This is a genomic window from Mycobacterium sp. PDNC021, assembly GCF_048282635.1.
GTDB classification, from domain to species: Bacteria; Actinomycetota; Actinomycetes; order Mycobacteriales; family Mycobacteriaceae; genus Mycobacterium; species Mycobacterium llatzerense.
The window spans coordinates 1,708,923-1,720,109 of sequence record NZ_CP182502.1; the positions used below are offsets into that span (position 1 = coordinate 1,708,923).

Here is an 11,187-nt window from a genome sequence, read left to right on the forward strand (position 1 = left end):
GCCCAGGTCGACGTCGATGCACACGTGGCCCGCTAGGCTGGCCCGGATATGACTGAGCCCACGCCCTCACCCGCCCGACCGCAGGCCGTGACCGTTGCTTTCTGGTGCTGGGTGGTGGCCGGGGGCCTCCTCACCGCGATCGGTACCTGGCAGCTGAGCCTGAGCCTGCCCGCTCAGTTTCGGGCCATCGGCGGGCTGCTGGCAGTGGTCGGGCTGGGTCTGGGCTTTCTCGCCGGCCGGGCGCGGCGTGGTGATGCCCGGTTTCGCCGGGCCGCGACGGCGCTGGCGATGGCGATCGTCCTGCTGATTGCGTTTCTGCTGCTGGTGTTCGGGGCGGACCCGCTGGGATTCCTGGTGCTGACGATTGTCATGGCGTTGGCGATCGGTGGGACGGTCTCGATCACCCGGCCTGCGGCGCAGTCCTGGTTCGACGGAAAGGCCAACGCGTGACGGACGCGCCGACAGACACCGACGCCGAACAGGTTCTCTTCCACGAGGTTGGTGCCAGCTGGTGGTGGCTGCTGCTGGGGCCGTTCTCCGGCGGTTCCATCGCCGCGATGCAGTTGTGGTCGGCCCACCGGCTGGACCCGCTGGTGCCGCTGGTGTTCCTGGTGCTGGTGACGGGGTTCATCGGGCTGCAGATCAAGGCCGCACGCCTGCATACCTCGGTCGAGTTGACGCCGGAATACCTGCGCCAGGGCACCGAGTCGGTCCGCGTCGCGGACATGCTCGGGATGTACCCGGAGGCGAGGGGAGCCGACGTGCCGCGCTGGCAGTCCGACCGGGCGCTCGGGGAACTGACCGGTGTTCCACGGGGGCGCACCGGGATCGGGCTCAAGCTGACCGGTGACCGGACCGCGCAGGCGTGGGCGCGGCGTCATCGCGGGTTGCGTGCTCAGCTGGAGGCGCTGGGTGTGCGCGAATTCGGCGAGGACGACGACGAATGAGCACCGGCAGGATCGTGGCGGCCGGCGCGCTGGTAGCGGCGGTGCTGGCGGCCGTCGGCTCGGTGGTGAGTTGGCTGGCCGCATCGTCGATCGCCGACGTCGCGCCGGTGATTCCCGGCGAGCCGGTGAAGACGTCGGTGCTCTATGACCCGTCGTTCATCACGTTGTCGGTGTTGCTGGCGACCCTGGCCGGGGTACTCGCAGTAGTAGGTACGGCGAGGTGGCGACGCGCCAAGTAGTGTGTCGCCCATGTCTTTTTCGCTTGAACTGTCCGCTGACGTCGTACAGGTCCGGGACTGGGTCCACGAGTTCGCTGCTGACGTGATCCGTCCGGCCGCCGAGGAGTGGGACGAGCGCGAGGAGACGCCGTGGCCGATCCTCCAGGAGGCGGCCAAGGTCGGCCTGTACTCGATGGAGTTCTTTGCTGCTCAGACTGCCGAGGAGACGGGACTCGGTATGCCCGTCGCCGTCGAAGAGCTGTTCTGGGGTGACGCCGGCATTTCGATGTCCATCATGGGAACCGGTCTGGCCGCCGCGTCACTGGCGGCCAACGGCACCATGGAACAGCTGGGCGAGTGGCTGCCCCAGATGTACGGCGACATCAACGAGCCCAAGCTGGCTGCGTTCTGCTCGTCGGAACCCGGTGCGGGATCGGATGTTTCGTCGATCATCACCCGGGCGCGGTACGACGAGGCCACCGACGAATGGGTGCTGAACGGCACCAAGACCTGGGCCTCCAATGGCGGCATCGCAAACGTGCACATCGTCGTCGCCTCGGTGTACCCGGAGCTCGGCTCGCGCGGCCAGGCCAGCTTCATCATCCCGCCCGGCACAAAGGGTTTCAGCCAGGGCCAGAAGTTCAAGAAGCACGGCATCCGGGCGTCGCACACCGCTGAGGTCGTGCTCGACGACGTCCGGCTGCCGGGCCGGCTGATCGTCGGTGGCCGGGAGAAGTTCGAAGAGCGGATCGCCCGCACCCGCGAAGGCAAGAGTTCTGCGGGCCAGGTGGCCATGAAGACGTTCGAGCGGACGCGGCCGACGGTGGGGGCGATGGCGTTGGGCGTGTCCCGTGCTGCCTACGAGTACGCGCTGGGATACGCGCAGGAGCGCGAGCAGTTCGGCCGCAAGATCGGTGACTTCCAGGCCGTCGCGTTCAAGCTGGCCGATATGAAGGCCCGCGTCGACGCGGCGCGGCTGCTGGTGTGGCGGGCAGGCTGGATGGCGCGCAACAACAAGCCGTTCGAGAACGCCGAAGGCTCCATGGCCAAGCTGGTCGCCAGTGAGACGGCGGTCTACGTGACCGACGAGGCCATCCAGATTCTGGGCGGTAACGGCTACACCCGCGACTACCCGGTGGAGCGGTGGCACCGCGATGCCAAGATTTTCACGATCTTCGAGGGCACCAGCGAGATCCAGCGGCTCGTGATGTCCCGCGCGATCACGGGGCTGCCGCTCAAGTAGCTCTTGTTACAGAGTGCAAAATTTGTAACACTGTTCCGTATGACCGAACTTGCGGAACAGTCCGAGCTGGTCTCGGAGCCGGTTGATGCCCTGCCGCTGGGGCCGGACTCACTGGTATGGAAGTACTTCGGCGACAACCGGATGTACCTGATCGGCCCCCGGCCGGCGGTCCTGCAGAACATGCTGGCCCAGCTCGGCCAGGGCGTGCTCGACCATTCGGTGTTCTTCGCCGACACCTCGGCGCGGATCAAGCGCTCGCTGCCGCCGATCTTCCGCACCGTGTACGGCACCGATGACGCCAACACCGGCACCCAGGTCCGCGACTTCCACCGCGAGATCAAGGGCGACATGCCCGACGGCAGCCGCTACCACGCGCTCGACCCCGAGACCTACTACTGGGCGCACGCGACGTTCGTCGACCAGGTGCTGTACTTCGCGGATACCTTCGTCAAGCGGCTGAGCTACGCAGAGAAGGAACAGATCTACCTCGAGTCCAAGACGTGGTACCGCCGCTATGGCGTCAGTGACAGGCCGATGCCGGCCACCTACGCCGAATTCGAGGAGTACTGGGACCGCATGATCAATGACGTCGCGGTGCCGCACAAGACGGCCCGGTACGGCGTCGGCTATGTGACCAAAGGCTTTCCGGCGCCCAAGGGTGTCAACCCGGCGGTGTGGCGCGTGATCGCGGTGGTGTTCAACCCGGTCGCGGCGTTCCTGACCACCGGTGGCATGCCGCCGCGGACGCGGGACCTGCTGGAGCTGCCCTGGACCGCCCGGCAGGAACGCGCCTACCAACTGTTCGCCGCCGCGTGGCGCACCAAACCGGTGAACTGGGTGTGGGAACGATTGCCGATGTCGGTGCGGTACAACAGCTTTGCGCAAAACGGTTACGCACGTGCCCGCTGACGCGACGCAAGCGATCCTCGACGCAGCGCTCATCGAGTTCGAGCAGCACGGCTTCCGCCGAGTTGCGCTCGACGACGTGGCGCGCCGGGCCGGGGTCAGCCGCACCACGATCTACCGGCGGTTCGCGGGCCGCGACGAGCTGGTGGCCGCGGTCGTCGAGCGGGAGAATGTCGTGCTGTTCGACGATATCGCCGGCGAACTGAAAAATGCTGGGCCGCAATCGGATTTGTATGTCGAGGCGTTCACGCTGTCGATCCTGCGGTTCCGCCGGCACCGGGTGCTGAATCGGATGATGACCGATGAACCGTCGCTCGTGATCGAACTCATGCAGCAGCACTACGGTGCTGCGGTGGGCCGGATGGCGGCGGCGCTGCGCGTCATCTTCCCGGACGGGTTCGCCGACCGGATCGGCGAGCAGGCCGTCAACGACCTGGCCGACACGATCCTGCGCTACGCCGCGATGGTGCTGCTGTTGCCGAGTGTCGAGGCGCTGGAGAGCGCTGAGGAGATCCGCGCTTTCGCCGCACGGCATTTCGTGCCGAGTCTGCCGCCGGCGCTGCAGGGTCAGGCGGGCAAGTCGGCCGCGGGGTCGATGCGGTAACGCAGGTGGTAGGAGCCCGCGCGGATCTCGTGCTTGGATCAGTTTCGGCCGGTCCTTCGCTGGGAAGTGGGTAAATCGTGTCGACAATGGAGCTGGCCCGTGCCGAGCGCGAGGACCTCGTCGAGTTCCTGGCGCAGCTGACGCCCGAGCAGTGGGAACAACCATCGTTGTGCACCGGGTGGCGGGTGCGCGACGTCGTCGGCCACCTCATCGGCTACGACGAGTTGAGCGGCGCGGAGACCGTCCGGGAGTTCCTGCGCGGTGGGCTGTACCCGCCCCGGATCAATGCCGCCGTGCTGGCGCGGAATGCGGGCCGCAGCGCCGACGAACTCTGCGCCACGTTGGCTGAGCATGTCGTCCCACGTGGTCTGACGACCGGCTTCGGCGGCCGGATCGCCTTGTCGGACGGGATGATTCACCAGCAGGACATCCGTCGACCGTTGGGTCTGCCCCGGGAAATACCGCACGACCGGCTGGTGACGGTGCTGGACTTCGCGCGCTACGCGGCGCTGCTGCGCGGCGCCTGGCGGGCCAGGGGAGTGCGGTTGGTCGCCACCGATCTGGACTGGTCGTTCGGCCGCGGGCCGGAAGCGTCCGGGCCCGCGGAAGCCCTCCTGATGGTGATGGTCGCGCGACCTTGTGCGCTCGCTGATCTCAGCGGCCCCGGTGTGGACCGGTTACGCCGGAACCTGGGTGCGTGCTAGCTGTACTGACCACGGACGTTAGGTACGGCGTGGCGTGGTGACATGAAGAAGACCTCCGAGTGAAGTGCGAGCTGTCTAGGAACGCACCAACTCAATCTCGGAGGTCTTCGTGTCCCACCGTAATGCTCCGCTGTCGGAAACTGGTCGTCTGCGCTTGGCCCGTTGTGTCGTCGAGGACGGCTGGTCGCTGCGCCGCGCAGCCGAGCGATTCCAAGTCGCGGTCACCACAGCGGCGCGTTGGGCGGGTCGCTACCGCGAGCAGGGCCCAGCCGGCATGGTCGATCGCAGTTCACGTCCACAGCGAAGCCCCAACCAGACACCGACTCGTACCGAGCGCCGGATCATCAAAGTGCGGGTCATCCGGCGTTGGGGGCCAGCACGAATCGGCTATCTGCTGGGAATTCATCCCTCGACCGTGCACCGGGTGCTAACCCGTTACGGGGTGGCCAGGTTGCGTTGGCTCGACCGGCCCACCGGCACGGTGATCCGCAGAATTCACGCCGCGCGACCCGGCGAACTGGTGCATGTTGACGTCAAGAAGCTGGGCAAAATTCCTGCCGGCGGGGGCTGGCGGATGCTGGGCCGAACCGCAGGCAATCACAACACGCGCGCCGATAAGAGTTCCGGACGCGTCAGCAAGCACGGTCACCCGATCAAGGGCCATCACTTCCTGCACACCGCGATCGATGCCTACTCACGGCTGGCCTACTCCGAGCTCCTGGCCGACGAGCGCAAAGAGACAGCGTCAGCGTTCTGGGCCCGGGCCAACGCATGGTTTAACCAATGCGGGTTCACGGTGTCGAAGGTGTTGACCGACAACGGATCCTGCTATCGATCTCACGCGTTCCGTGACGCACTCGGGGCCATCGAACACCGCCGAACACGTCCCTACCGGCCCCAGACCAACGGCAAGGTGGAGAGATTTCACCGCACCTTGGCCGATGAATGGGCCTACGCCCGGCTCTACACCAGCGACGCCGAACGCTGCGCCGAGTACCCCCGATGGCTACACACCTACAATCACCACCGCGGCCACACCGCACTGGGCGGTCAACCACCCGCCAGCCGCGTACCTAACCTCTCAGGTCAGTACAGCTAGCCGCCCCGGCGTTGACAGCGTCGTGGCGGCGGGCGTGTACTGGATATCGGGGGATTGATGAGGTCGGACAATGACCGTCCACGATGTCGATGATGAGGTCGACGTTTCGGCTGCCGCACTTGCGAGGCTCTGATGTCCGCGATGATGTTGTGCTCGGCGATAAAGCAGTTCCTGATCACCGGAGAGCCCGCGGCGAGTCGCGCCGCCGACGGCCGCCGGGTGACCGACAGGATTCGCCGCCGCGCACGATTCGCCGACTGCTGCAGGGACAACCGATTGGCACACCAACGCCGGTGCGATCACGCCGAGTGCGATCTGCATCGCACCGACCCTCTGGCGAGTTAGCCCGGCGCGACGGCGTACGCGCAATCGCGATCGGACGCAACACGATTCGGCAGCGCGAGTGTGACGATGGTGCGCAGGGTGCGGAGATACTGGCGCGCGAGCGGCCCGGTCGTGTACGGCAGGCCGAAGCGAGCGCACACGGCCTGGACCTGTACCGCGATCTGGGCGTAGCGGTTGCTCGGCAGGTCGGGGAACAGGTGGTGTTCGATCTGGTAGCAGAGGTTGCCGCTGAGAAACGCCAACACGGGCCCGGCGTGGAAGTTCGCGGTACCCAACATTTGTCGTAGATACCATTCGGATTTGGTCTCGTCATCCAAGGCGGCCGGGGTGAATTTCTGTGTGCCATCGGCGAAATGACCGCAACAGATCACCACGTAGGCCCACACGTTGCGCGCCAGGTTGGCGACCGCGTTCGCAGTGAGGGTGCGGCGCCATCGGCGAACGCTCAGCGCGGGGAAGAACACGTAGTCCTTGCCGGCCTGCCGGGCGATCTTGCGGACCAGTGCCCGGGTGAGGGCGGATTTCTCGGCGCGAGTCGCCGCACCTCGCTGCTCGGACTCCCAGCCCTGCAGTGCGATGCCCCATTCGAACATGATGCCCAGCAAGACATTTCGTAGCGGCTGCAGCAGATTTCCGGCGCCCCACGGCTGGTCCGGGGTGACCCGCATGATGCCGTACCCGAGATCGTCGTCCATGCCGATGACGTTGGTGAAAACGTGGTGGCGGTAGTTGTGGGCATATCGCCACTGCGAGGAGACGCCCGTCATGTCCCACTCCCAGGTGCTGGAGTGGATTTCCGGGTCGTTCATCCAATCCCATTGACCGTGGCAGATGTTGTGGCCGAGTTCCATGTTCTCGATGGTCTTGGCGGTGGCCAGTGCGGTGGTACCGAGCGCGCATGCCAGTCTGCCCCGGCCGGCCGCGATGATCAGTCGCGCGGCGACCTCGAGGCAGCGCTGAAACACGATGGTGCGCTGGATGTATGCCCGGTCCGGCGCGCCCCGCGAGTTCTCGACGTCGCGACGAATGGACTCGAGGGCGGCTCCGAGCGCGTCCAGGTCCGACTCGCTGAGATGGGCGTATTCGGCTACTTCGGTGATCGCCATCGGGATCACCTCCGTTCATGGTGATTTATGGGGGTGCGGCCGCGGGCACGCCGAATCGGGCGCCCAGGCCACTGAGCAGGATGTCGAGTCCCCGGTCGAGTTCGGCGCGCCCGTCGTAACTGGCCCATATCGGTGCGAGGTCACGTAAATGCGGGAATTGGTCGATCGGCAGCCGGTACAGCCCGAGCCGCAGCACATGATCGGTTTCCTCGGGACGTTCGACGATCTCCTGCAGTTCGGTCAGCACATGGCCGTACAAGAACCCGAACAACGTCCGGTACACATGGAGCGCTTCGTCTCCGCTGAACCCGGCCCCGGTCAGGAGTGCGAGCACCTGTTCGAGGTGCCGCAGGATTCCGGGGGGCCGCATCCCGAGGGGTGTGGCAAGGGGACGGGTGACCAATAGCGGCACGACGTGGGGATGTGCGCGCGCCAATTCGCGGAAGCCGTGGCCGAGTTTGCGCAACGCGGCAGCCCAGTCCGTCTCCAGGGGGTCGAGCGAAACCTGCTCGAAGACCATCTCCACCACCCCATCGAGCACGGCCGCTTTGTTCGGCACGTGACGGTAGAGCGCCATCGGGTCACGACCCACCGCCTCGCCGAGGCGGCGCATCGACAGCGCGTCGACACCCTCGCGGTCGATGATCTCCAGTGCGCTGGTCAGGACTGCCGCACGGGTGATCGGCCGGTTCGCGCCATCCGCCGCGATCGCGTCGGCGCCGGGCGCGTCTCGCCCCGGACGTGATGGCCCTCTCGAGGGTGGGGTCATGGGTCAAGCACCGCCCTTCGTGCGCGTCTCTCCGACCTCACTTCAGTGTAGCCCTATAACGTAGGTCTACGATGTTGACATCGCTCTGATCTGGGAGTTTACTGGACTTGTAGCACCGGATGAGGCGCCGTCATGATCGTCGGATCGGCCACTGTGCTTGTCGCGTTGGCCGAGGGGTCCGGCGCGGCCAACGGCCGGTAGCCGGTACCGACTCCTGCTGAAGCCGGAGATGACCGGCCGGCAGCCGCCACACCGAGGCGCCGGTCTTCGCTCGACAGCTCGACGACCCAGTGGGATCGCGCCGACACCAGAGATGCAACGAAGGGAGCGTCGTCATGACGCGACAACCGACCCGCAAGAATGACCAGAACGGCACCGTGCCGGCGAACACACCGCGGCTGCGGCTGAAATCCAAAGCGCCGCATGGCGGATACGTCGACGGGGCATGGTGGCCGCACAGCGATGACCTTGCCGTCGAGCTGCCGGATCTGCTGGCGGTGCTGTCGGTGCGGCTGGGCCGTATCGACCGCGTGTCATACCGCCTGGGCGCTTGGGCGAATGCGCCCCGCAAGCTCCCCACCGGTGGTCGCGCGGTACGCCTCGACGGGTATCGGCGTCAGGCGCTCAACACCATCGAGGTTCGCGGCCTCGACGACGACCGGGACCGGCTGATACTGCTGGTGATCCCGCCGCGCACGGACCCCGACGACGCCCACACCACGATGATGGCCGCGGCCCAGTCTGGCAGCGCTGTCTCCGCTGACGGGCTGCTCATGATCAGTCCACGCGACCGCGAACGGCGCACCCAGGCGTCGAACGCTCAAGAGCGTTGGGAGTCTGAAGGCGGGACCGCGGCGTCCCGACAGGTTGAGCAGGTTCTCGTCTGACCTCCGAGCCGTCACTGCGCGACCGCCTTCTCGGCGCCCACCCCGGTCAGTGACCGCACCTCCATCTCGGCGGTGCGCTCGGGGTCGCCGGTGTCGGACGACGTGAGCGTGCCGATGATGCCGAGGGCGAAGGCCAGCGGGATGGACACGATGCCCGGGTTGGCCAGCGGGAAGAACGCGAAGTCGGCGCCCGGGATCATCGAGGTCTTCGTGCCGGATACCGCCGGGGAGAACACGATCAGCACGATGGTCGAGATCAGGCCGCCGTACATGCTCCACAGGGCACCGCGGGTGTTGAACCGCTTCCAGTACAACGAGTACAGGATCGTCGGCAGGTTGGCCGCGGCGGCCACGGCGAACGCCAGGGCCACCAGGAATGCCACGTTCTGACCGTTGGCCAGGATGCCGAGCCCGATCGCGAACACCCCGAGCACCACCGCAGTGATACGCGAGACCCGCACCTGTTCCTGCTCGGTCACCTTGTGGGACTTGAGGACTGAGGCGTAGATGTCATGCGCGAACGAGGCCGATGCCGTGATCGTCAGGCCGGCGACGACCGCGAGGATCGTCGCGAACGCGACCGCCGAGATGACGCCGAGCAGGATGACGCCGCCGAGTTCGAAGGCCAGCAGCGGCGCTGCGGAGTTCACGCCACCGGCCGCCTTGAGAATCCGGTCCGGGCCGACGAGCGCGGCCGCGCCGTACCCGAGCACCAGGGTGAACAGATAGAAGGCGCCGATCAGTGCGATCGCCCAAACCACCGACCGCCGAGCCTCTTTCGCCGTCGGCACCGTGTAGAAGCGCATCAGCACATGCGGCAGGCCCGCGGTGCCGAGCACCAGCGCCAGCGCCAGCGAGATGAAGTTGATCTTCGAGGTGAGCGACCCGCCGTACTGCGCGCCGGGTGCCAAGACGTCGCGGCTGGACACGCCCTTGGTGGTGGCGTGGGAGATCGCCGACTGGGCCGAGCCCAGGATGTCGGAGACGTTCAAGCCGAACTTGGCCAGCACCATGACCGTCATGCACGCGGCGCCGACGATCAACAGCACGGCCTTGATGATCTGCACCCAGGTGGTGCCCTTCATACCGCCGACCAGGACGTAGACAATCATCAGGACGCCGACGACGGCGATCACCACCGATTGCCCGGCGCGACTGTTGACGTCGAGCAGCAGGGCGACCAGGCCGCCGGCACCGGCCATCTGGGCCAGCAGGTAGAACAACGACACCGTCAGCGTCGAGGTGGCGGCGGCCAGGCGGACCGGCCGCTGCCTGAGCCGGAAGCTCAGCACGTCGGCCATGGTGAATTTGCCTGTGTTGCGCAGCAATTCGGCCACCAGCAGCAGCGCCACCAGCCAGGCGACCAGGAAGCCGATGGAGTACAGGAAGCCGTCGTAGCCGTAGACCGCGATGGCGCCTGCGATCCCGAGGAAGCTGGCCGCGGACAGGTAGTCGCCGGCGATGGCGATGCCGTTCTGCGGACCCGAGAAGCCGCGGCCACCGGTGAAGAACTCGTCGGCGGTGGCGTTGCGATTGCTGGCCTTGATCACCACGATCATCGTGACGACGACGAACACGCTGAAGATGCCGATGTTGGCGGCCGGATTGCCGACGGTCTGGGCGGCCAGGACGGTCGTGGTCATCAGGCGCCCTCGAGTTCTTCGCGAATAGCGGTGGCCCGCGGGTCGAGTTCCCGGCCCGCGAAACGCACGTACAGCCCGGTGATCACGAACGTGGTCAGGAACTGGCCCAACCCGATCAACAGGCCGACGTTGATGTTGCCGAACACCCGGATGGCCATGAAGTCGTGGGCGAAGGCCCCGAGCGCGACGTAGAGGGCATACCAGAGCAGGAAGAACGCGGTCATCGGAAACACGAAGCGGCGCAACCGAGTACGCAGCTCCTGGAATTCGGGGCTGGCCTGCATGGCGAGAAACTGCTCCCCGGCGGGGGCAACCCTCTCGGGACGGTCGGTTTCTGGCACCGAGGGCTCCTGACAGTTGACTGTGCGGATGCTGTTGGGCACTGAACCTAATTGAGAACGGGGCGGTGTGCGCGGGTATTGCTGCCGCGGCGTCGACACGTCAGCGTGAGCGCGGCGGGTGTTGATTTGCGCTGACCGGCGCGTGGGCTGTGAAGGCCCGCAGAGTTGGTCGCTGAAATAGTTGTTGGCGTCAACTGTCGAGCGGATGGCGCAGGATGAAAGTTCTTGTGTGTCAACGGTGTCGTCCGATCGGTCGAATAGAAGCGGATGCACCAGCTAATGCCAGGAAAGTTGCCTGACGGTGTGATACCTCTCTTGTCGGCAGCTAGCGACTGGAGGCGTGATGGCGGGTCGGCACCATCGACATGGCAAGGC

General features: G+C 66.3%; 14 protein-coding genes. 9 read left to right on the top strand and 5 right to left on the bottom strand.

Features of this window, described 5'->3' with window-relative positions; translation table 11 throughout:
• Positions 1 to 48 precede the first annotated feature (48 nt).
• The 8 genes from ACNO8X_RS07955 to ACNO8X_RS07990 all read left to right on the top strand — a co-directional run bounded on the left by ACNO8X_RS07955 (position 49) and on the right by ACNO8X_RS07990 (position 5,721).
• Positions 49 to 450 carry a hypothetical protein gene (locus tag ACNO8X_RS07955; protein ID WP_133761049.1) on the top strand — a complete coding sequence of 134 codons (402 nt, stop codon included), beginning with the start codon at positions 49 to 51 and terminating at the stop codon, positions 448 to 450.
• Positions 447 to 947, top strand: coding sequence for a DUF3093 domain-containing protein (locus ACNO8X_RS07960; RefSeq protein WP_133761050.1), 501 nt, complete (start codon positions 447 to 449; stop codon positions 945 to 947). The genes ACNO8X_RS07955 and ACNO8X_RS07960 overlap by 4 nt, the downstream gene beginning before the upstream one ends.
• Positions 944 to 1,186, top strand: coding sequence for a hypothetical protein (locus tag ACNO8X_RS07965; RefSeq protein WP_418004852.1), 243 nt, complete (start codon positions 944 to 946; stop codon positions 1,184 to 1,186). Before ACNO8X_RS07960 ends, ACNO8X_RS07965 begins: the two co-directional genes overlap by 4 nt.
• A 10-nt stretch (positions 1,187 to 1,196) precedes the next feature.
• The gene (locus tag ACNO8X_RS07970; protein WP_418004853.1) at positions 1,197 to 2,408 is read left to right on the top strand and encodes an acyl-CoA dehydrogenase family protein; all 1,212 of its coding nucleotides are present in this window, start codon (positions 1,197 to 1,199) and stop codon (positions 2,406 to 2,408) included.
• A gap of 39 nt (positions 2,409 to 2,447) precedes the next feature.
• The gene (locus tag ACNO8X_RS07975; RefSeq protein ID WP_418004854.1) at positions 2,448 to 3,317 is read left to right on the top strand and encodes an oxygenase MpaB family protein; all 870 of its coding nucleotides are present in this window, start codon (positions 2,448 to 2,450) and stop codon (positions 3,315 to 3,317) included.
• The gene (locus ACNO8X_RS07980; RefSeq protein ID WP_418004855.1) at positions 3,307 to 3,918 is read left to right on the top strand and encodes a TetR/AcrR family transcriptional regulator; all 612 of its coding nucleotides are present in this window, start codon (positions 3,307 to 3,309) and stop codon (positions 3,916 to 3,918) included. The genes ACNO8X_RS07975 and ACNO8X_RS07980 overlap by 11 nt, the downstream gene beginning before the upstream one ends.
• Before the next feature lie 86 nt (positions 3,919 to 4,004).
• Entirely contained in the window at positions 4,005 to 4,622 is a 618-nt protein-coding gene (locus ACNO8X_RS07985) for a maleylpyruvate isomerase family mycothiol-dependent enzyme (protein ID WP_418004856.1), read from the top strand.
• 109 nt (positions 4,623 to 4,731) lie between these two features.
• A complete protein-coding gene (locus ACNO8X_RS07990; protein WP_418002682.1) occupies positions 4,732 to 5,721 on the top strand; it encodes an IS481 family transposase in 990 nt (329 codons plus the stop codon).
• On the opposite strand, the gene ACNO8X_RS07995 is transcribed toward ACNO8X_RS07990, so the two are convergent.
• From ACNO8X_RS07995 to ACNO8X_RS08005, 3 genes are read right to left on the bottom strand one after another with little or no spacing between them, the layout of a single operon-like run.
• On the bottom strand, positions 5,704 to 6,042 hold the full coding sequence (locus ACNO8X_RS07995) for a hypothetical protein (RefSeq protein ID WP_418004857.1): 339 nt from the start codon (positions 6,040 to 6,042) through the stop codon (positions 5,704 to 5,706). The genes ACNO8X_RS07990 and ACNO8X_RS07995 overlap by 18 nt on opposite strands.
• A gap of 20 nt (positions 6,043 to 6,062) precedes the next feature.
• On the bottom strand, positions 6,063 to 7,172 hold the full coding sequence (locus ACNO8X_RS08000) for a fatty acid desaturase family protein (RefSeq protein WP_418004858.1): 1,110 nt from the start codon (positions 7,170 to 7,172) through the stop codon (positions 6,063 to 6,065).
• Positions 7,173 to 7,197: 25 nt separating this feature from the next.
• On the bottom strand, positions 7,198 to 7,941 hold the full coding sequence (locus tag ACNO8X_RS08005; RefSeq protein WP_418004859.1) for a TetR/AcrR family transcriptional regulator C-terminal domain-containing protein: 744 nt from the start codon (positions 7,939 to 7,941) through the stop codon (positions 7,198 to 7,200).
• 335 nt (positions 7,942 to 8,276) lie between these two features.
• On the opposite strand from ACNO8X_RS08005, the gene ACNO8X_RS08010 reads away from it, so the two are divergent.
• On the top strand, positions 8,277 to 8,828 hold the full coding sequence (locus tag ACNO8X_RS08010) for a DUF5994 family protein (RefSeq protein WP_418004860.1): 552 nt from the start codon (positions 8,277 to 8,279) through the stop codon (positions 8,826 to 8,828).
• Positions 8,829 to 8,839: 11 nt separating this feature from the next.
• Here ACNO8X_RS08010 and ACNO8X_RS08015 read toward each other — a convergent pair whose 3' ends face one another.
• On the bottom strand, positions 8,840 to 10,471 hold the full coding sequence (locus ACNO8X_RS08015) for a cation acetate symporter (protein WP_418004861.1): 1,632 nt from the start codon (positions 10,469 to 10,471) through the stop codon (positions 8,840 to 8,842).
• Positions 10,471 to 10,812 carry a DUF485 domain-containing protein gene (locus ACNO8X_RS08020; RefSeq protein WP_418004862.1) on the bottom strand — a complete coding sequence of 114 codons (342 nt, stop codon included), beginning with the start codon at positions 10,810 to 10,812 and terminating at the stop codon, positions 10,471 to 10,473. Before ACNO8X_RS08020 ends, ACNO8X_RS08015 begins: the two co-directional genes overlap by 1 nt.
• Positions 10,813 to 11,187: the final 375 nt, after the last annotated feature.

Bases quoted from the DNA above. Each gene is read 5' to 3' on its own strand.
- ACNO8X_RS07970 (WP_418004853.1), top strand. From the start codon at position 1,197: ATGTCTTTTTCGCTTGAACTGTCCGCTGACGTCGTACAGGTCCGGGAC.
- ACNO8X_RS08005 (WP_418004859.1), bottom strand. From the start codon at position 7,941: ATGACCCCACCCTCGAGAGGGCCATCACGTCCGGGGCGAGACGCGCCC.
- ACNO8X_RS07985 (WP_418004856.1), top strand. From the start codon at position 4,005: ATGGAGCTGGCCCGTGCCGAGCGCGAGGACCTCGTCGAGTTCCTGGCG.
- ACNO8X_RS08010 (WP_418004860.1), top strand. From the start codon at position 8,277: ATGACGCGACAACCGACCCGCAAGAATGACCAGAACGGCACCGTGCCG.
- ACNO8X_RS07975 (WP_418004854.1), top strand. From the start codon at position 2,448: ATGACCGAACTTGCGGAACAGTCCGAGCTGGTCTCGGAGCCGGTTGAT.
- ACNO8X_RS08000 (WP_418004858.1), bottom strand. From the start codon at position 7,172: ATGGCGATCACCGAAGTAGCCGAATACGCCCATCTCAGCGAGTCGGAC.
- ACNO8X_RS07995 (WP_418004857.1), bottom strand. From the start codon at position 6,042: ATGCAGATCGCACTCGGCGTGATCGCACCGGCGTTGGTGTGCCAATCG.
- ACNO8X_RS07955 (WP_133761049.1), top strand. From the start codon at position 49: ATGACTGAGCCCACGCCCTCACCCGCCCGACCGCAGGCCGTGACCGTT.
- ACNO8X_RS07965 (WP_418004852.1), top strand. From the start codon at position 944: ATGAGCACCGGCAGGATCGTGGCGGCCGGCGCGCTGGTAGCGGCGGTG.
- ACNO8X_RS08015 (WP_418004861.1), bottom strand. From the start codon at position 10,471: ATGACCACGACCGTCCTGGCCGCCCAGACCGTCGGCAATCCGGCCGCC.